This window comes from Arcanobacterium hippocoleae, from assembly GCF_040360365.1.
Classification (GTDB): Bacteria; Actinomycetota; Actinomycetes; order Actinomycetales; family Actinomycetaceae; genus Arcanobacterium_A; species Arcanobacterium_A hippocoleae_A.
In genome coordinates this window covers 1958699-1979437 of the sequence record NZ_CP136412.1, presented here as the reverse complement: position 1 = coordinate 1979437, position 20739 = coordinate 1958699, and the positions used below count along the sequence as shown (strand labels likewise).

General features: G+C 46.8%; 19 protein-coding genes, 1 tRNA gene and 1 pseudogene. 4 read left to right on the top strand and 17 right to left on the bottom strand.

The features are described 5' to 3' along the window. Positions 1–52 precede the first annotated feature (52 nt). The 16 genes and pseudogenes from RQN30_RS10215 to RQN30_RS10140 all read right to left on the bottom strand — a co-directional run bounded on the left by RQN30_RS10215 (position 53) and on the right by RQN30_RS10140 (position 15232). The gene (locus RQN30_RS10215) at positions 53–829 is read right to left on the bottom strand and encodes an RCC1 domain-containing protein (RefSeq protein WP_353060388.1); all 777 of its coding nucleotides are present in this window, start codon (positions 827–829) and stop codon (positions 53–55) included. 2 nt (positions 830–831) lie between these two features. After that, the gene (locus RQN30_RS10210; protein WP_353061839.1) at positions 832–2694 is read right to left on the bottom strand and encodes a VirB4-like conjugal transfer ATPase, CD1110 family; all 1863 of its coding nucleotides are present in this window, start codon (positions 2692–2694) and stop codon (positions 832–834) included. A gap of 444 nt (positions 2695–3138) precedes the next feature. Beyond that, positions 3139–3525: a PrgI family protein gene (locus RQN30_RS10205; protein WP_353060387.1), complete on the bottom strand. Its 387-nt coding sequence runs from the start codon at positions 3523–3525 to the stop codon at positions 3139–3141. 12 nt (positions 3526–3537) lie between these two features. Further along, positions 3538–3747, bottom strand: coding sequence for a hypothetical protein (locus RQN30_RS10200; protein WP_353060386.1), 210 nt, complete (start codon positions 3745–3747; stop codon positions 3538–3540). 77 nt (positions 3748–3824) lie between these two features. Continuing rightward, positions 3825–4295 (bottom strand): hypothetical protein, encoded by a 471-nt coding sequence (locus RQN30_RS10195; RefSeq protein ID WP_353060384.1) that lies wholly within the window; start codon positions 4293–4295, stop codon positions 3825–3827. A gap of 167 nt (positions 4296–4462) precedes the next feature. Further along, complete coding sequence (locus tag RQN30_RS10190) at positions 4463–4882, bottom strand: VaFE repeat-containing surface-anchored protein (protein WP_353060383.1); 420 nt, start codon at positions 4880–4882, stop codon at positions 4463–4465. Further along, positions 4864–7452: a VaFE repeat-containing surface-anchored protein gene (locus RQN30_RS10185; protein WP_353060381.1), complete on the bottom strand. Its 2589-nt coding sequence runs from the start codon at positions 7450–7452 to the stop codon at positions 4864–4866. The genes RQN30_RS10190 and RQN30_RS10185 overlap by 19 nt, the downstream gene beginning before the upstream one ends. Before the next feature lie 449 nt (positions 7453–7901). Then, positions 7902–8684, bottom strand: coding sequence for a hypothetical protein (locus RQN30_RS10180; RefSeq protein ID WP_353060379.1), 783 nt, complete (start codon positions 8682–8684; stop codon positions 7902–7904). 122 nt (positions 8685–8806) lie between these two features. After that, positions 8807–9232: a hypothetical protein gene (locus tag RQN30_RS10175; RefSeq protein ID WP_353060378.1), complete on the bottom strand. Its 426-nt coding sequence runs from the start codon at positions 9230–9232 to the stop codon at positions 8807–8809. Positions 9233–9311: 79 nt separating this feature from the next. Next, positions 9312–10526, bottom strand: coding sequence for a helix-turn-helix domain-containing protein (locus RQN30_RS10170; protein ID WP_353060377.1), 1215 nt, complete (start codon positions 10524–10526; stop codon positions 9312–9314). 12 nt (positions 10527–10538) lie between these two features. After that, positions 10539–10820: a hypothetical protein gene (locus RQN30_RS10165; protein WP_353060376.1), complete on the bottom strand. Its 282-nt coding sequence runs from the start codon at positions 10818–10820 to the stop codon at positions 10539–10541. Then, the gene (locus RQN30_RS10160; protein ID WP_353060375.1) at positions 10817–11062 is read right to left on the bottom strand and encodes a MerR family transcriptional regulator; all 246 of its coding nucleotides are present in this window, start codon (positions 11060–11062) and stop codon (positions 10817–10819) included. The genes RQN30_RS10165 and RQN30_RS10160 overlap by 4 nt, the downstream gene beginning before the upstream one ends. 453 nt (positions 11063–11515) lie before the next feature. Further along, positions 11516–11589: transfer RNA gene (locus tag RQN30_RS10155), tRNA-Met, on the bottom strand. Between the two features lie 331 nt (positions 11590–11920). After that, positions 11921–12424: a hypothetical protein gene (locus RQN30_RS10150; RefSeq protein ID WP_353061860.1), complete on the bottom strand. Its 504-nt coding sequence runs from the start codon at positions 12422–12424 to the stop codon at positions 11921–11923. Beyond that, a pseudogene (locus RQN30_RS10145) lies at positions 12325–14810 on the bottom strand (UPF0182 family membrane protein). The gene RQN30_RS10150 and the pseudogene RQN30_RS10145 overlap by 100 nt, the downstream one beginning before the upstream one ends. Beyond that, positions 14693–15232 carry a UPF0182 family protein gene (locus RQN30_RS10140; protein WP_353060373.1) on the bottom strand — a complete coding sequence of 180 codons (540 nt, stop codon included), beginning with the start codon at positions 15230–15232 and terminating at the stop codon, positions 14693–14695. Before RQN30_RS10140 ends, RQN30_RS10145 begins: the two are co-directional and overlap by 118 nt. 522 nt (positions 15233–15754) lie before the next feature. Between RQN30_RS10140 and RQN30_RS10135 the strand changes: the two genes are divergently transcribed. Together RQN30_RS10135 and RQN30_RS10130 are read left to right on the top strand one after the other, a co-directional pair. After that, positions 15755–16699, top strand: a complete 945-nt coding sequence (locus RQN30_RS10135; RefSeq protein ID WP_353060372.1) for a ubiquitin-activating E1 family protein — start codon at positions 15755–15757, stop codon at positions 16697–16699. A 344-nt stretch (positions 16700–17043) separates the two neighbouring features. Then, entirely contained in the window at positions 17044–17649 is a 606-nt protein-coding gene (locus tag RQN30_RS10130; protein WP_353060371.1) for a PPA1309 family protein, read from the top strand. A gap of 6 nt (positions 17650–17655) precedes the next feature. Here RQN30_RS10130 and RQN30_RS10125 read toward each other — a convergent pair whose 3' ends face one another. Next, complete coding sequence (locus RQN30_RS10125; protein WP_353060370.1) at positions 17656–17907, bottom strand: hypothetical protein; 252 nt, start codon at positions 17905–17907, stop codon at positions 17656–17658. Positions 17908–19158: 1251 nt separating this feature from the next. Here RQN30_RS10125 and RQN30_RS10120 point away from each other — a divergent pair. Continuing rightward, a complete protein-coding gene (locus RQN30_RS10120; RefSeq protein WP_491608671.1) occupies positions 19159–20235 on the top strand; it encodes a zinc-dependent metalloprotease in 1077 nt (358 codons plus the stop codon). After that, positions 20136–20684 carry a zinc-dependent metalloprotease gene (locus tag RQN30_RS12620; RefSeq protein ID WP_491608730.1) on the top strand — a complete coding sequence of 183 codons (549 nt, stop codon included), beginning with the start codon at positions 20136–20138 and terminating at the stop codon, positions 20682–20684. Before RQN30_RS10120 ends, RQN30_RS12620 begins: the two co-directional genes overlap by 100 nt. Positions 20685–20739: the final 55 nt, after the last annotated feature.

The following is a 20739-nucleotide window of genomic DNA, read 5'->3' as shown; positions in this document are numbered from 1 at the left end:
TAATCTGACCCAAAACAATACAATTTACCTTCACTAGTGACGCACGTGTGTACTATGCCGGCAGAAACCGAATCAACCTTTTTCCAGCAAACAAAGCTACAGGCGTTGGTGGAAGAATTGCAGCTTCCCCATCCCCAGCTTGTTTCCACCGATTATCACCCCAACAAACCAGCCCACCGGAAGTTACCGCACACGCATGATCAGACCCAGCAGTCAAAGAAATAATCGAATCTTTCAACTGGAAAGAATTAAAATTTATACTCGCAGCCGCACCCGTACCCAGCTGCCCATAATTATTCACCCCCACGCACGTCACAGTTTTTTCTTTACCAGTACAAGAAAAAGCAGCACCAGCAGCAACACTTCCAGAAAAATCATCAGCTTTTTCTTTATCTTTCTCTAATTTTCCATCACTAAGCTTGCTATCATCTGGAGATTTATCTTCATCAACAACTTTTTCCTTAACCCCAACACTTTCAGCTTTACCAACTTCACCAGCAGCTTTACCATTCAAAGACACGTACGACCACAATCCGCCCACCAAAACTAAAAGCAGCACGCCAAGAATCACAATTACCTTGCGAATATTAAATGACTTACGCACCGGCAACGGCGCCGGATCCGAGCTAGATTCATGCCGTGGCACAACTTCAGCAGGCGGTACAGGCACAGGCGAACCAGCCCGCGTTTCTAGCTCTAACTGTGCCCACAGCTTTAAAGCTCGATAACTAGCAGGATGATTCTCAATCTCTGCCACTAAAGCAGGCGTTAATTCTTCTTCTTGCGCAATCAAATAAAGATTATGAGCACTAAGATTCTTATCAAGCATAATCAACCCTCTTTCACTTCAAAAGTCGTTTGGAACAGCTGGAAAATACTCGATTCAACATCCATACTGTTATCAAACGGAATCACAGTTGACCCCGATTTAAGCAACCCACACCCAGGAGAAGCATTAGTAAAAAATGATTTTTGCTGAGCCGACAACCGCAACAAATCCTGCAAAGCCTGCGCATCAGTAGACTGCTGATTTAACAAAAATACAGAATCAGAATTCGATAACATCAACCTTGCACGATCATTAAGTAAAAGCTCTTCAATATTTTGGGTAATCCCAGTAGCAGCCGCACCATATTTACGCACCCGCTTATAAATCGCCTGGCAATATGCGGCAGCAAAATCATTTTCAAAAAGCAAATGAAACTCATCAATATAAAGCCAAGTACGAACCCCACGCGCTTTATTTGCACAAATACGCGCCCACACATTTTCTAAAACAACCATCATCCCAAACGTTTGCAAATCTCTACCCAAATCAGCTAAATCATAGACAACAACCCGCGCTGACAAATCAACATTAGTCTGAGCAGCAAACCCAGCAGCCGAACCTTTCGCATAAATTTCAAGACCCGTAGCCAACTGCCCAGCCTCAATTTCTGGTTGCTTTTTCAACTCTTGATAAAGACTCATAAGCGTCGGCATATCAGCATTATCAGTATTGAAATAAATCCGGTAAACATTTTGCGCACACCGATCAATAATCGATCTTTCCACGTTTGATAAACCCTCTGCCCCACCAAGGAGCACCTGGCAAATAGAAAGCACAAAAGAGCATTTAGCGCGGATTGGATCCTCATCCAAATTAATATTTTTATCAACTTCAAGAGCATTCAAAGCACTCTTCGACCCCGGACTAATCACAACCCGACTCGCCTTCAACGCAGAAGATAAAGAAACATATTCACGCTCAGGATCAATAATCAAAATCTCATCATTTACCCGCCGTAAAAAAGTTTGCATCATTTCAAATTTTGCAAACTGACTCTTCCCAGACCCCGACGTACCCAAAATGAAAGCATTAGCATTCATCCCCTCACTACGCGACAGCATAATCAAATTCTTCGACAGCGCGTTAACACCGTAAAACATGCCACTTAAATCAAATAATTCTTGAGTAGTAAAAGGCTCTAAAACAGCCAAGGCAGCAGTCGTAAGCGTCCGATGAATTGGCAAATCACATCGACCCAAAGGCAAAAGAGCATTCAAAGCATCTTTTTGCATATATTTCAACACCTCAAGATCACACGAATGCTTCGCGCAAGAACGCCGCACCCGAGCCACGTTCTCTTGTAAATCTTCTACCGCTTTACCCGCAACCCCAACAACAATCGTTGTTTCAAAAAGTTTCTCATTAGATTGCTCAAGCTCATTCCGCAGCTCAACCGCCTCCGAATAAGAAGATTCCAACTCATGCGAACCATGTGAACCAGCCAACCCTTGCTTTGCAAGCTTACGCGTCTCAGTCGAACGCTGAATATCCATTGACGCAATCTGATGCTTCACAAGACTCAACGCATCAGATTGCTCAATCGGATCAATATGCAACGAAACACACAAATCAGTTGGAATCTCAGAAAGATCTTTCAAAACCTTATCCGATAACCAAGGCGGAAGCTTACGCAAAACAAAAATCTGCCACAGTTTTTCATCCACCGCGCTAACCCCTACCCGAGAAGGATTAGTAAAATCAAAACTCATCGGAGCAATAAAATCTTTAGTAGACATTTTCGAGCCAAGCAAGTCTTTAAAATCAAACCCCGCCCGAGAACCAGGACGCAAAATATAAGAAAGCACATCAGCGCGAGCCTTCCCATCAAGAATTTGTGTCTTACACCCGCCAACTTCCCGCAGCAAAGCCCCAGCCTCAGCAGCCAAAGAAAAAGCCTAGCTTTCGCTTCCTCAAACTGTGCCGACTCTACCGTAAGAGTCAAAAACTTATCAGTACGAGTATTATTCCGACCAGAGGATAACCGCTTAGCAATCAAAGAATTATAATCTTTCCGGAAAGAATCAAATCCGTCACCACGCAAACCCAGCTGAACCCCACGCACAATCTCATCTTTATCTAACACCCGATTAATAATCGAAATCTGCACATGAGTACCAGCCAGGTGAGAATTAATAAACTGCGCATACTTTTCAATCAATTCCTCTTGCACCTGCGAAGGAGCAAGCGAATAATTAATATCCGAAAGCTGCAAAGTCACCGAATACTTATTTTCTCCAAGCCAAGCAATACCAGAATCAGTCAATGCCTCATAAGCAATCAAGGCCTGAACTGCGGAAGGCTTATATTTTTTAATTTGTGGACTCGAAAGCTCCGTAGGCTGCTTTACTTCGCGCACCCTTGACCTTTTTCTCACTACTTATCCCCTCAACCGCTCTCATTTCTTGATTAAATGTGAAAATTTTTCGCCCCTGCACGTGCGCCCACCAATAGCCCACATACTTTTCCATCACAATTCCCATCGGACGCATCCATCCAATAGCAACCATCGGAAGAGCTAAAAATACGACAACTACAACGCCCAGATCCTCAAATCCGAAGTACCAGCACACCCCATAACAGGTCGCAATGACTGGAAACCACACACCAACAATCAGCAACTGCCGCCAAGACATGCCACCCAGTACTCGCGCCTGATAATCCCTTACCTCACGGTAAACCTTTACCTCAAGAGCCATTCTGATTCACCGCTAAAAATTAATATTCACTTGCGTTAGCCACACACCAGCAGCAGTAATCAAAGCACCACCAATCGCCTGCCAAATCCCAGACTGAGTCTGCTGCCCGTTATGTTCTTTCAGCCCTCCAGCAAGCACAATAATTCCGAAAATTAGCCAAATTGAGCCACCTGCAATCACACCAGTCGAAAGTAGCTTCATTGCCTGTGCGAAAAAATTCATAATCCAATCCTTAACTTTTCAAATTGTGAAAACTAAACGTTTGTGGTGGCGTTTTACGCCACCACAAACCAGTAAATTTAGCCGAAATACTTTCGACCAAAACGCATCGCAGCAACAAAATACGCACCCAAAAGCGTCAAAATAGTTCCCGCAATCACCACACCACCAGGCACACTCGCACCAGTCTTTGCAAGCTGTGGCACAGAAGTATCAACACTCTTTCGCGTCTTCACCACAGCTTTACTAGGCTGCACTGTAGCAGCAGGCACAATCTGCCCTTTCGGAGTCACAGGCACTTCAATATCTTCATAAACCTGAGCAGGCTTAACCGGCTGAGCAGGCTTTGCCGGTTGCGCAGGCTTAACCGGAGCCGGAACCACAGGCTTAACCGGCTGAGCAGGCTTTGCCGGTTGCGCAGGCGTTACCGGAGTCGGTGTCGCCACAGATGTACTCGTATTAGCAGGTGCTTCTTCCACCGCTAATGCTGGCATTGCTGGCAATGCCAGCATTAATGTTAGAATTGTTCCAGTCATAAGTTTTCGCTTCATGACTATTTCCTTTCCAATCGTGTGATTGAGTATCAAAAATTCGATTCCACGCGAGATGCGGAAATCTAGCAAAGACTGGAAAGCCAACGCCGGCAAGCTTGAAACTTTCCAGCCCTTGCAAATATCAGATGAAGGAGATGATTTATCTACCCAAAAGCTGAAAGCGACTAAATAGCTTTAGGAAATAAATCATCTTCTTCTCTTTCTCTATTCGTCCCCTTCTTACGAGAACGAAGCATTACAAACCCAGTAATAAATGCTGAAGCAGCAATAGTTGCCAAAACCACCATTCCAGCCGCACCAGTTTTCACAAGGTCAGGGATAAAAGGCTTGAACACGATTACCGTTTGATCTTCATCTTTCAAATCATGATGCACTGAAACCGTTTGCCCGTTATACAAAACATCTTCAAATACCACAATTTTCCTACCCTCAAACCCGGTAGCATCAAAACTGATTTCGACGGTTGCGCAATCATCACTGCTCTTTGGAATAAACTTGCTTTTAACCACAACAGGCTTACCATTCGCATCTAACACAGGCTTGCCATCATCAAAGACGAGGCTAGTTACGATCTCATATGCCACCCCGGCTTTAATTGCTTATTCACATCACAAACACGATCCACAATTGTTTGATTAGCCTCGGGTTTAATCTCTTTATCCCCATCAGCCACATCTCTTGCCGTAGTCTTAAGCTTTGAACCTGGCTCGAAACCAATCGTCTGATTTTCATCATTAATATCAGCATGAACCGCGATTTCACGCCCATCAGACTTCAAAGTTTCAAAAGCCACAGTAGTCTTTCCAGCAAACAAGCCTGCATCAACCTCAAAGACGACTTCCACGGAACCGTTCACGCTCTCAGCCTTAAACTCTGCTTTCGACACGATCGGCTTACCCTCACCATTCAATAACGGCTTCCCAGTAGCCTTATCAACCAGCTCACCATCAACCGAATACGGCTTCCCTACTTCAAGATTCGTGTAAGTCACCACGTCAACCAGCTTACGTACACCAAACCCAGGAACCTTCCCACGAGTGTTGTCATACATTAAAGTCGTATGCACACTAGGCTCAGGCTTCACCGTGAATTGCTCAGCCTTATCTTCTACCGAAGTAGTAAGCGACTTTACCCGATCATCACCAGCAAAAGATGAAACAAAAACATAGGTACCAGGAACCAGCTTCCCAGCCTTATCAATTTTTGCCAGCCATGAAGTATCCCCAATGGACGGATAAAAACCATTCTTAGCCGGAATACTTACCGTGTTCCCAATCTTTACCGCCTGCGAAATATTTTCCTCTACCACTTCCACCCCGTGAGGGAAGAAAAGAATAGAATGCTCAATAACTTTCACATCAGCCTTAAAACCGGCACCACCAGCAAAATCAGGATGATTCACAGGCATACCCTTAACCCACACATCATCTACAAAATAAGTGCCAGATTTCGTATCACGCACTGATAACGCCGAATCAATCACAGCCTCATATCTAGCCGATGTCGTCTCTTCAGGAATCCCATAGCCATCAATCCAGCCAGAATCAATCCACTTCACATACTCTTTAGCCTGGTCAGCCTCACGCACTTCCCAGACCCAGGTATAAAAACCATCTTTCGGCGCAGCACCAGCATTAACCTTAAGAACCTGCCCAGGCTTAGAAGCAGTAACCGTCATAGATTTTATTAACTCAGCCTTATCAGGTGCCGCTTTAGATTCTTCTGGCAGCATAGAAGGTGAATGAAAATACACGCTCGCACGATAAGTCACAGGAACATACTCACCCGCATCAAACGAACCATCACCAAGCCGAGTCCACTCACCATCACGGAACCTTGGATCAGCAGACGCAGTAAAAGTATCAGTCAAATCCTGACCATCAACCACTTTCTGCTTTCCAACATTAGAAACACCCATTGGACGGAAAGGAAAATTCTCACGCGAAGTCTCAGCATCCAAACCAAAACGATCCTTCCAGTTTGCATGCACATAATCGCTGTTAGCGCCTTGTTCAGCTTTTATTACTTGCCAGACCCAGGTAATATATCCGCGTTTGGTGGTTTTTAGCTTAGCGGTGAGTTTTTGCCCTTCGCCACTTGCTTTTACTTTGACTTCGCCTAGTTTTTCTGCTCCAGCAGGCACACTATCCGCCGTGGCAGGCTTTACCCGACCAGCCCAATACGCGGTAGCTTTATAGGTAACTTCTACCGGTTTTCCGCCAACTTCGAGCCATTTCCCAGACCCATAACCCTTATCAACACCAGTAGTAAGTACATCAGAAATAGTGCCATCCGTATTTACTTCTTGACTAACAGCTTTTGATACACCAAGCGGCTGAAAATCATAAATAACATTAAATGCTTCTCCCTCGCGCACTTCAGGATCTGCAGGACCAGCGATTTTACGTGTAATTGTTTTTTGAACCTTCCCGTGATGGTCAATAAGCGATAAAGTCTTATGAGTCCCCGCATAAGAAACGTTGTAAGTCACTTTGCCATTTCCGGTAGATTTCCAGTGCAAGGTAATTGGATCATTAGTGGTCACGCCAGACCACGTGTTCGTGCCAGATTCAGTAATAATCGCTGGTCCATTGAGTTTAACTGTTACTGGCACATTAATCGCCGGTGAACCATCATCGTAAGTAGTATAAATACCACTAATTGTCCCTTCGCGTTTCCCTCCTCCATCTACACTGGAATTTGAATAGCCAATCGCGGCGCTCTTAATAGCTTCAGCACGCAACTCAAGAGCTTTTGCAGCAATTTGCGGGGCATTGGCTTTCACTTTAGATTCCATATTCGCCACAGCCGTAGCCGCATTCAATTTATTACCGTCAACCTCAAAATTCGCATGAACTAAATATGCAATCGCTGAAGTAATTGCTGGATCTACAGACCCATTATATTTTGAAAGCAAGTAAGCCATCTGCGGGGTGGTTATCTCATACCCACTAATTCGCGGCGTAGCAGCAGCCAGATCAGTTACGCTTGTAACCTGGGCTGCACCCGGCGAGTTCATTAGCCACTGAATACAGTAGCGGTCATACCCTTCAATCTTTCCTTCAGTACCAAGCCAGAAAGAATAATATCCTGGCTTTTTCTCCCAACCATAGCCAATACTTCCCTCACTTCCAGCAGGCGGAGTCGTAGTCAACCCCGCCGCGGAAGCCGGAAGGGGTGCTAAAACCACTAGCAAAGCCAGGAAAAAGCACAAAGCACGGCATAAGCTTGTCTCATTTTCGAGACAACTCTATATTCCATCATATTTCCTTCAACTAATTGTTGGATAAACACACACAAGACTTTGTGCATGTACAGCAATTTTTCGTAAATAAATATTTACGAAGACCATTTATTTAAGGGCAAGGAACTTCAACAGGATCAGAACCTAAAACCCCAGAAAAACACTGATCCTTTTCTTCGGTTACTACCCAAGTACCACCACTTGGATCCTTTGACCCCGGCACAATCGAAGACTGATCTGTACTCGGCTTAACAGGCTTAGCAGGAGCAGCAGGCTGAGCAGGCTTTGCTGGCGTGGCAGGTCTTGAAGATGTGTTACTTGATTTTGGGGTGCCACCCTTTGAGCGTGCTTTGAATTATTCACATTCCCGCTTGGTGCCGCACTTTTTGGGACGGCACTACTACCGGCGCTTGTTTTTCCGGCTCTACACCAATCGCGTTTTGCACCATCACAAAAGCTTCATTAAGACTTTCCAAAGACGATTTCAAACTTGCAGCAATATCTTGCAACTGTGAAATAAATACTTTTTCATCCCTCATATTTTTACTGATACGCTCAACATCCTTACCCAGCTCATCAGCCTTAATATTCAAAACATGCGCTAGCTCACCTGGCTTATGCACAAGTGTTTCGCCATTATCGGAATTATCAGCAGCAAGCTTGCGTGCCTGGGCGATCTTATCCTCAAGTGCCTCAATCAGCGGAACAACTACTTCACTACGATATTTATCAGCATCTTTACCCAAAGCATCTTCCGCATTACTAATCGAATTAGCTAACTTTTCTTTCACCTCTTTAGCAGAATCAAGACTCTTTTCCAACTGAGCAACACTTGTAGGAATTTCAGCCTTTTTCACCTCTTTCGCAGCCTTAATATTCTCCAGAACTTTAGCTTGCTCACACCGGTTCACACCGTCAAGACTCTTATTTTCCGCACACACCACACGAAGACTCTCCGCAGTAAAAATATCTCCATCTAAAGACTTCACCACTTGCTTATATTCCTTAGACAAATCCTCTACACGCACACCCGAATTTGACCAAGCCCAAAAAGATAATCCCGCTATCAAAGCACAAAAACCAATTAGCCCAAGACCGGCAAAGATCTTAGCCTTTTTAGACATATTCATTAATTTGTTCATTTTCTTGTCGCTTTCTCTTGATTTTGTTGAAATTATTGAATTTTAAGATCCCAGCCAAGAACAAGGTTATGAGGTATCTGTCTAGAATTACTATGAGAAAAGTTCCTGACCGGGAAGCCTAGTCAAGCCGAAGACGGCTCTATACCCGTTTTATCACAGGCTTCCCCAGATATTTCCTTGCTTTTTGAAAAAGATGGGTGCGATAAGCAAGAAACAACATCCCCTTCACTGGCTTGCAGCAGCTTTTCACATGCTTGATCTGCACTTACAGGAAAAGGCGAAGAAACCATCATCGAATGCTTCTTCCCGTCTTTCACCATCAAAAATCGATACACCAGCCCAGCACGCTCAAGACGACGCAGCGCCGCACGGCAAGATTCTTGCCCAATCCCATTACGCCGTGCAAGCACCCGATACCCACCATCTTTCACTTCACCCGACAAAAGCACTGCCAAAACCCCTAAATCCAAATACGTCAACTCCTGATTAGCCACCAAATCAACTGGCAAATACACACAACGCGGCGCAAACAAATAAATATTTTTCATCCCACACTCACCACCCTCATCTGCTCAGCCAACCAAGAATCAGCCCTGCCAACCAACGGATCACACGCATCAGCCTGATTCAAAAACCATTCACCAACAAAACCTGCTGCCGCTTTGAAAGAGCACTACCCCCAGCAAGAATTTCCTCCACTACCGCGCGTCTCTCACCTGCTTTTTCTGCCTCAGATTTCACCCGTGTCGGGCGCATCCCAGCAAGCGCATCACGCACACGGTAAATCACCAACCCGCCCCCATTAGCTAAATCCACCGGCAAAGGCTGAGCTGCAAGTTTTAATCGAATCTGGCTCGGTTCCCAACCTTGACCAATCCCAACCCGTAAAACTTCCAAGCACACTTTCGCCGCACTCTCACCAAGAACCGAAAGATAATCCGGCGGAATACACTCTTGCAGCAAAACTTGATCCTCAGACCCGATCCCACCATGCCATGCCACATCAGAAGAATCACTTTTTCCACAAGCTAAGGCTTCCCTGGAATGGTTGGAGGATATTCTTGGAGGTTTACTGTTACATATAGGTGCACGCTCTTGCACCTGTGGAATACCTAAATTTGCACCTGTGGAACCATCCCCACCCTCACAAGTGCAAATATTGCACCTATGGACTTTTTGGCTTTCTGACGCGGTTTTCTCCACAAGTGCAATATTTGCACCTATGGACTTATCCACAGAACCAACAGAAACTGAATCTGAATCTGGAACTACTACATGATCTGGAGCAACAAAATCCCCAATCTCAAGATGCACCCGATAAACCGTGCCAGAACGATGCTTATGAGGCGAGCGAACCATACACACCTCAGAATCAGAATCACACCACCGGTAAATCCCTTTCCGAGAAATCAACCCCCAACCTTCCAAAGCTTTCAAATGTTTCTTAACCGTCCGCACCTCACACTCACTACGCAAAGCAATCTCTTGCTGCGAGCGCCAAGTAACATTCTCATCATTAGCAAACTCACACAAAGCCAACAACACCAACTTCGCGTTCGCACCAACACCCTTCACCTGATCCAAACACCAAGCAGACGCACGCCAAGACACTACAAACCCCCACCCTCCACACTCAACCACTAACGCGATAAGCGCTGACGGCAACCCCACTTCCTTCAAATCACCGGCACCATCAGAATTCAAAATCAATAACGGACGCAGCCCAGACACGCAACCATGCCCACCATCAGGCAAACGAACCAGCACAGGCAAATCCCCTTCAGACTTTTCCTCAGCCTGCCTTAAAAGCCGCTTAAACACAGATAAACTCAACGTTTCCATAACCCAACCACCCTAAAACCGCGTATGCCACACCGTGCCACTACTAGCCACATCCACAATCAATTGCTGATTTCGACCAGCAAAATTAGATGCACGAGCCTTATCAGCCATACGCTTACAAACAAGACAATCACGCTCCCAACCCGAACCATGCCGACCACCACGAACCCGATACCGCCAACGAGTAGTACGAGACTGCCAAGGATGCCCATTAGCACAACAAGGCTTACCCTCAATCGTCACAGGATCACGATCAGGCGCAATCAAAGTCTTCAACGTACCACTAGCCATCACACATCACACTCTTCCATGCCAGGAAGAGGCACATCAGAAAAAGAACCAGACAACTCTTCAGAATCTTCTGAATCCGCAGCTAACGGCTGAAGAATTTCAGCAACAGCATCATCCGTAAACATTATTCGCCCATTAAGAAGTTTGTATGAGCTTTTGATACGACCTGCTGCCGCCCAGCGTCGAAGAGTGAGAGCAGACACTGCACCATCAAGTCGTTGGGAAAGCTCATTTGCACTAAACACATGTCATCCAATCAACCAATAAAACAAATTATCATTTGAACGTTTTTTGTTCATCGAAACTATGATTACACTTTATTTAAAATAAAGCAATTAAATCAGTTGAACATATTTTATTCATACGGTACGATAGTTACATGACCGTAATAGAATTTAGTATCATGAGTGCCGATCGTGCTATCGGTATGACCGTAGCCCAACACCTGCTTTACACGGGAGTATCACGAGCAGAGCTAGGAAATGCCTTAAATCTTGCAGGGCAGCATATTTCTAATCGAATTCACGGAAGAACAAAGTGGACTATTGAGGATCTCATGGGTTTAGCGGCATACTTCGGTGTAGAAGTAGCCGATTTACTACCAACGCAAGACTTTAATGGAAACTGGACACCAGCACCATTTATTCCAGGTAAAGCAAAATCCCCGAACTCTTACGAGTCCAGGGATCTTGTATCAGTTGCGGAGACAGGATTTGAACCTGCGACCTCCGGGTTATGAGCCCGGCGAGCTACCGAACTGCTCCACTCCGCGTCGGCTATGCCAGTTTAATAACAATCCTCAACGCATTGCAAGCTTAGCGCCGTGCCTTTTCTCACATGCACCTATATGCTGTATGAAACTTATCGGCAGCTCACCACACCAAATTTTCCCGCATTCTGGTTGTACAAACTTTGCACAAAAAATCTTTTTACAAATGAACTTTGTACAAAAGCACTTTACACAAACGTACTTCGTGCAAACGAACTTTATGCAATTAAACCGCACAAAAATCGATTTATTGCAATCAAATTCCATCCAAGCAAAATAAAATCTGCTTCACGCTTCACGCTTCACACTCCGCACGTCAGTTGTACGCAGAATGTCAGTTACCTCCTTGTGCAGAAATCGCATCTTTAATTGCCTGAGCTAATTTCTCCTGTGCTTTCCCATAAGCAGCCCAGTCGCCAGCTTTCCGCGCAGCTTCGCTTTCACCAATCGCAGCTTCCGCATTCTTTAAGGCCGTATCAAGTTTCGCCTTGGCATCCCCCGCAGCTGGAGCCCCAGGAGCAGGAGGAGCTGCCGGAGTAGTTATCGGCGAATCAGCAGCAGTTCCGCCTGAATCAGCACCGCTGCCGCTGCCATCACCGCTATTGCCTGATTCAGTATCCGCACTTCCAGCACTTCCAGCACCTCCAGCAGTTCCGCCTGCCGCTATCGGGGCTTCCTTGTCTCCAGCAATTGCCGCATCCCCAGCTTTCACACCGGAATCTCCTCCGAAAACTTTATCTAAAGCCTGGTCAAGCGTCGGCGCGAATCCGACCTTATCTCCGAAAAGTGCCAGCACATACTGCAATGTCGGATATTGCGTACCTGTGGATGCCTGCACATAGATTGGCTGCACATAGAGCAGCCCCCGCCAATTGGAAGCGAAAGCAAATTACCCTCGCGGGTATTTGTTCCGCCCTGCCGCAGCAAGTTCAGTGCCTGTGAAACATCCGGATTCGCCAGCATCGTATTCTTTGCCTGCCCCGGACCCTCAACAGTCAAATCGCGCGGAGCTTCCAGCAGCCGCAGCTTGCCGTATGAATCGGCAATCTTCCCAGTCTCAGATCCAGCATTGGAATCGGCCGCCAAGAAACCGGTCATCACATTACGTTTCGTATTACCGCCGGGAATATATGAAGTGGTAAGCGAGAACGATGCCTGATCCTGCCCCGGCATCTGCAAAGTCATATAATACGGAGGCTGTGCCGGAGCTGCTTCCTTACTTTCCGAATTCGGATCGGTCGGCACCTGCCAGAAATCACCGCCAGAATAGAAAGACTTCGCATCCTGCACGTGATATCGGGCAAGAAGCGTCCGCTGCACCTTAAAAGATCTTCCGGATAACGTACATGCGCAATCAAATCTCCCGGCATTTCGGCAAGATCAGTAACCTGTCCCGGGAAAATCTTCTTCCATGCGTTAATAATCGGATCTTTCTGATCCCACTGGAAAAGCTTCACCGAACCGTCATACGCATTCACCACAGCTTTCACGGAGTTCCGAATATAGTTAATCTGCTCCGGAGCGTTGAAATTCATTCCGCTTCTTTCACGCAATCCGCGTGTGAGTGAATCAGCGGTGGCTTCCTGCAATGTTTCGCGTGCAGAGTACGGGTAGTTATTCGACGTGGTGTATCCGTCGATAATCCAAACAAGTTCTTTCGGTGTACTTGGATTATCATCCATATCAACGACGGCCGGCACAGCTTTAGAATCCAATGTGAGATATGGAGCGACTTTTGCCAAACGCTGATGCGGATTGCGGTCGAAAAGAATCTGGGACTCATCAGTAACACGGTCAGAGAAGAACAACTCCGTCGAGCGGAATTTGATTGCGTACAGCAGCTTTTCGAAAACGTTTGAAATCGCCGGTCCGCCGTCGCCTTTGTAAGTGTTGTTTACTTGACCATTTGGCGCCTTATCATCCGGATAATCAAGCTCCCACGGTTCTGTTCCCTCAGGTGCGCCCACGATCGAGTAAGCCGGAGAATCTTGCCCAAAATAAATTCGCGGCTCATATTCGCCCATCTCACCAGAACTCGGAATACCGGCTTCCCAGAATGCCGGATCGCCCTTTGTAGTAACTGTATTTCCGTAAGCAGCCACAACACCGAAACCGTGTGTATAAACCGTATGATCATTAACCCAAGAACGACGGGAATTATCCAAACCATCAAGGTTCAGTTCACGCATTGCAATCACAGTATCGCGCATTTCCCCTTTGATATGGTAGCGGTCAACGGAAAGACGGTCAGTGAACTGATAGTATTGACGATTCTGCTGCAGCTGGTTAAACGAGGGAGAAACAATAGTTGGATCAAGCAGCCGAATCTGTGCTGCCGTCTCTGAATCTTGACGAAGCTGCCCGCTCTTCGTTTCAGTGCGCGCCGCATACTGTTGGGTTTCGACCTTGTCAATACCGTATGCCGACAAAGTTGCGTCAATATTACGTTGAATATACTCAGATTCAAGTTCAGCCGCATTCGGTTCAACCTGAAAATTCTGAATTAGATACGGATAAAGACTGGTAAGTACAATTGCGGCGGCGGCAGTTGCTGCGACACCGATAATTGCCGGTTTCCACGAGTTACGGAAAGCCGCATAAAGGAAAAGCACCGCAATTAGCGCTACAGAAATTGCAAGAATTGTTAAACCGGGCTTTGAAGCGTTGATATCTGTAAAGCTCGCACCAGAGAACCGTGAATTGTTGCCGAGAAGCAAATCATAGCGCGACAGCCAGTAGCGCGCCGCAAAAGTCAATGTAAACAGCGCAGCCAGGATTCCCACATGAATTCGTGCCCGCAGAGTCGTGTTCAGCTTTCTTTGAACGAAATTAATCTGTTCGCCCAACCAGTAACCGGTTAGTGAAACAATCAGTGAAAGCGCTATCGCTATTGAAATGAAAGAGATTAAAGTGTGCAATACCGGCAAGGTGAACACGTAAAAAGAAATATCCTTACCAAATTCCGGATCGGCTTCATTAAACGGCGTGGAGTTGAACCAAAGCAGAAATTCGCGCCAATTCCCGCCAAGCATACTTCCAACAACTATGCTTAAAATCGCGATAACCGCCCAAATAATCGCCTGATGCGGTTTTTGTTTCTGCAGTTTTACCGGTTTTGTATTAGCTGTTGGCGGGACAGTAAATTTTCCGCCGAACGCGCCCCCGAATTGTGCGCTAAGATTTGCAAACAACGATGCTTCATCATCGATTTTTGCCTCATGCACAGTATGTTCAGACTGTTTTCCATCAGCCTGAACACTCTCATCTTCATTCTGTTTTTCTTTGCGTTCTTCTTGCGCGCATTCGATTTATCATTTGCCGAACTTTTCGCACCGTCACTAAATGCAAAATATGCCGACACTGCAAGAAAAGCGAAAAGAACAATCACTCCGACGGCAGCTATCCCGACGAATGCACCATACTGCATCCAAAATACGCGCAGCGCCTGAATTTGTTCGAACCACCTCAGCTCGGTCCAGAATGCTGCAAAAACGACAAGCAAAAACAAAATCGCAGCAAGAATAATCAGCGTCGGCACGAATGCCCCGCCTTTCAGCCCTCCGCCGCGAGATGTGTTCCGCGCATTACGCGGCGGACGCGGCGGATTCGGCTGCGCTGCTGGATGAGAATTTTCAGCGGGAGACAAATTTATTACCTCTTTTGTTCAGAAACTTATTTAACTTTCCATCAGTCTTTTGAACAGTCTGCTAAATTCCCGCAAGCTCAGGCAGCGGCGAAATCAGCAAAACTTTTCAATTTTCGATAATCAAAAGGCTACCAGAGAAAGCAAAAAGCGACCGACTTTACCTGCTCACCGCGAACGAACCGCAGAAAACAAGAACGAACCACGGAAAACAAATCATCGCGAACGGATTACGGCGAATGTAAACAGTTCAATCCTGTTTGTATACAACCCAAATTTACAAGTGAATCTTTCAGCGTAATTTGAATCCGTATCTGTATGCTTTCGAAATCCACAAACGTGGAGAATTTACTTTCCGATTTTACAGACCGGGTATTTTTTGGAATACAGAAAAGCTAGTTTTTCAAACGCAGCCGGTTCGGCTGCCTGCAAAAAGATTTAATCCTGCAGCCGCAAAACGCAGCTGATTCTGCAGAAATTTTGGAGAAAAATAGAAAAAGAATACGACGAAAACGGAGAAGAAAAATGCAGCTCAACAGCGGACTCGGAATCTATTGGAGCAGTATGCAGCATGCACAAATCGGGCTGGATCCAAGAATTGCGAGATGTTTTTCAAATCTTAATAAGCAAGAGCTAAGGTTCGTCGAGGCGCTTACCCGCGCACATACCCCGGAAGAGATTGCCTTGTTTAGCGTCGAATACGATATTAAAGCAAACCGATGTGTACAAATTATTAACTCGCTGCAGCAAGCTCAACTTTTTGAACCGCAGGAACTGGCGGATATCTCACCGAAACTTCTCAATGAATACCGTGCAAATTGGCGGATTCACAGAACACTTCCAGTTACGAGAACACAGGTATGCGTAGAAATTCCGTATTTGAACTGGATTGGAACTGAGATTGTACTTGCACTCGCAGAAAGCGGAATCGGGAGATTAAAGCTCTGCGACACTAAGTTCACAGGCCAGCGCTCCCACCCGGTATTACGGGAAAATTACATTGGCTTACGGAAAAATCGGGCGCTCGCAAGCTATTTGCGGGCAAATTCACCGCATATCGAAACAGTAGTTTCAAATTACACCGCAACGGGAATAAAACGCGCAGAAAATCCAACTCCGCACTTAGCGATAGTAACCGGAAGCAATAGCATTGACCCAATCGAAATCAATGACTATCTATCGCGTTCAATACCTGCGCTCATCGTAATTACGGAAGAAATTGACATCACCATCGGACCGCTTTGCCTGCCTGATTTCGGCCCGTGCGGAATGTGCCTGGAGCGTTATCGCAGCACCGCCGAAACAAACTGGGCGGTAATTAGTCCGCAAGCACGCACAATTCAAAACCTCCCGACACCGCTGGCAAGCAGCAGATTAGCAGCAGCATTAGCATTACGGGCAGCACTGGAATATATTGACGCACTCGAAATAATACCCAGCCAGAAAGTCTTACCTCCCAAAAAGTTTTAACTCCCACCGAAGCTGCTGATACCGGCGCAAACTATGACGCAAGCACTGGAGTGAATAAATATCGCAATAAAAGCAGCCATCCCATTGAAACGAACACGTTCAAATTCAATTCTGCCGAAACCACCCCTATCATCTCAGTAAAAACTCGAAATCATTACAGCTCTCGGCACATGCGTGGAGAATTCCGCCAAACCCGCATTTGCCGGAGCTGTACAAAATTCCGGTTCACCCAGAATGTTTGTGCAATCTGCCAATTGATTCGGCGAAAAATAATTCAGTGAAAACTGGAAAATTTGGGAAATTCCCGAAAATGAAATCCGGAAAAAATATGCAAAAATAGGAGTATGACTGAGCAGCAATCTACAGGCCAAGAAGAACAGCCGCACGAAATCACACCGAAACTGCAGGCGCTCAAAGATGCCGCACTGGAAATCGAAAAATATGTTGCAGCAGGCGGATGGGATGGTCCGATTCGTGTCTTTGCACTGGTAAACGCGAAAGCAGCACTCGCAGCAGCTCCTGAGTTACAGGCAGATCTCCCCGCCGATATCAACTCAGACATCCTCGACAGCACCGCAAACGATTACACCCTCTTTTCTGTCGAGCAAGAGAATCTTCCGCACGCAAATTCACTTGGCGAGCTGCTTGGGCAGATTTATTGGCCTGATAGTGTCGACGGAGCCGCAATCAGCGTAGAACGGGTGATACTTCCAGCTTCTGCCGAAATTGATTTACCGAAAAACGAGAGTGCAGCCTTAAATGCACTGCAATCTCATCCGGATCGGCAAGATGTGCGGATGGTTGCCGCTTATATGCGCAGCGGAGAAACATGGGGCGCATTACGGATGCGCAATCACGACAAAGACTCACTGGTTCTTTCCAGCGAAACACTGCTTGCAGAACTCTGCTCAGCACTCGCCGTAACTTTTACGGATCTGTCTGCAGAGTAAAAGTTCTTAGGAAGCGGCAGCAGCAATATCTTTACAGCTCTGCAATCCAGAAGTTGTTCCGGCAGCAATCGCTTTTACTGCTTCCACAGCTTCCGGTGTGTTCCGTACCGCCCAAATATGCATTCCTTCCGGCTCAAACCCGATTGTTTCACGGCAATTTTCGGCGGGGGCAAGGAAATCCGTCGCTCCTTCAGCGGATGCACCCGCCAGCTTATGCGTAATCCCGCCAATCGGTTCGATATCGCCGTCCCACGCCACACTGCCGGTTCCGGCAATCTTTTTCCGCCGCCAAGACTGCCCGGGGTAAGCGCATCATAAATCCCGAGCGCAAACATATTCCCTGCGCTCGGCCCGCCAATTCCGTCGACAAGATACTTCACTTCCGCCGGCAGTTTCACATTTTCGACGGTAATCGCCACTCCCAGCAGCGAACCCGGATGAACCCAGCCGGTAGTATCAGGATGATATTCCATCGTCGGAAAACTGACCAATTCTCGTTTGCCTGCACGTTCAATTTCGAGGGTAATCTCAGTACCAGGCTTCACCCGATCAAGTACTTTTGACAATTCATAATGCGATTTTGCCGGCGTAACCGCAAGGTGCTTTTCACCCGTTTTCCCTGCAGAATCTGCCGCCCCGATTCCGCGAATAATATCGCCCGGTTTGAGCACTTTTCCCGACGGAGCCTGAGAATTTACTCCCACCACTTTCACATCCATACTAACCGGATAACCAGCCATTTCGAAAGCAAGTAATGCGGCTGAATCCTGCGAATTCACCATCAGCTGCGTGTTCTGCGCTTCCACTTCTTTCGCCGTGACTTCTTTTGGATAATATGCCCGCACCGGGACCAGCTGCGCTTCACGCCCAAATAAAGCTGCCGCTGCCTGCGCGCCCGGCACACCCTGGTTCGGATTTCCCCACGCGCTAACCGTCGTCATAAATAGCTTCGTATCGCTTTCATACGTATCCGCCCCGCGAATTTCAACTAACGGTTTCCCGTCAATCTTGGAGTTAACATCAATTGCCGGCCCGGCAGCTTCCACCAAATATCCGGAAGGCATCACCATCACAACAAGCAGCAGCAAAGTAAATACCGCGCCTGAGCAAATCAGCCTGCCGTAATGTGTTTTTTGCAGCACCTGTGATGAAAAATTGCGGGGAGAACTAATCGGGCCGCTCTGGTGTGCAGCAGATTTTTTCGAACTAGGCCAAAGCTTATCCGGCAAACTCATTTTGCGCAGCGTATCATCGGGAAGCTGCACCCTGTGTTTCCGAAAAATCATGAATCTATCTCCAAACGAAGTCAGTTAACTGTGCAAGTAACTGTCCAAATTAGCAGCCAATAATTAATATCTGCATACCAGAGTACCGCGCTTTCTAAAAGATAGCTTCCGTATCGCTGCCGTCGAGATTCGCTGAGTGCTGAACCCGCCGGACACTACGATACTGAATTGTGGCATTTCGGCAGCAGCAGATACGCTATTGATAAGAAAACAGGAGGATTCGATGAGTGCAGAAATGAATAACTCACATCGCGGTGATGATGAACATGGTTTCAACGAGCTGGAGCAGATGCTGCGTTCGATTTTGGGCGATAAAGCTGCAGAAGAAATTATTGCTTCAATGAAGAAGCAAGGAATTAATCCGGAGAATATTTCGCAAATGGGAATGCCGCAGATTCCGGGGATGCCCGGGATTCCTTTTGCAATGGGTCAGGGAGAAAATAGCGGAAATAATAGCTTCCCCAATATTTTCGCTGGCGAAAACTTCACTATTATTTCACAGCAAATTCAAGATATGCTCGGTTCGAATGGCAAAGGTCCGGTGAACTGGAAAATCGCCGAAGAAATTGCCCGGCAAACTGTGGCACAGAAGAATCTTGATTCACTCACAAGCACACAGGGCGAGCGCGCTCGAAACGCACTGCGTATCGCCTCGCTGTGGCTCGACGCAGCTACTGAACTTGGTCCGGTAACCGGCACGAATATGGCGTGGAATCGTCTTGACTGGATTGCACATTCACTTGCGACATATAAACGTTTAATGGATCCGGTGGGTGAAAATATTTCCCGCGCAATTATGGAAACGCTTCAAGAGCGAATGGGCGAGATGCCTGATGAAATGAAACACATGCTTCCGATGATGGAGAATCCGGCAGCATTATTCGGTTCATTAATCAGTTCAATACTCGGAATCCAATACGGCAGTGCGCTTGCGCAACTCGCAGGAAGCTCTTTTGGAACTTCAGATACTGGTCTGCCGCTAATGGAAGCCTCCACAGCCGCGCTTGTCCCCGCAAATATCGCCGAATTTGCCGCAGACCTCGAAATCGCAGAATCTGAAGTTCTTGCTTATGTTGCAGTACGCGAGCTTGCTGCGGCACGGCTCTTCACACATGTGCCGTGGCTCCGCGCACGCATACTTGATACTGTTGCTGAGTACGCACGCGGAATCGAAATTGATTCAGATGCGATTGAGGAAAAATCCGCGATATCTCGCTTGAAAATCCGCAGGCAGCTGCCGAAATTGACCTTAGCGATATTTTCGCACTCGAAATTTCTCCGACACAGCAGGAGGCATTAGATCGGCTGGAGCATCTAATTTCACTGGTTGAAGGCTGGGTGAGTGAGGTTTCTGCACGTGCAGTTTCCCCGCATCTGCCAAATGCGATTGCACTTCGGGAGATGTTCACTCGCCGTTACGCTACTGATAATCCCGCAAAAAATGTTTGGGAAATGCAGCTCGGGATGGAGCTTACCCCGCGTTCGATGCGTGATGCCGTCGCTTTCTGGCAAACAGCGGAAGCGAAGCTTGGAATCGCGGAGCGCGACGGACTCTGGAAACATCCAGACTTGCTCCCAAGTGCGAAGATACTTACGGGCGATATCCAACAGTTTTTCAGCACCGAACCTTCTGATGATATTGCTGCAGAGCTCGATTCATTCCTCGCCGATTTGTTTAATACGGCTGATTCAGAAAATACTGCCGGAAAAGCGGAGCACACTGATGAAACTGATGAAGCTGATGAATAGGAAGCAAATATTGAACGATTAGTGCGCGATTAGCGGATCTCAGGCACATTTTCCC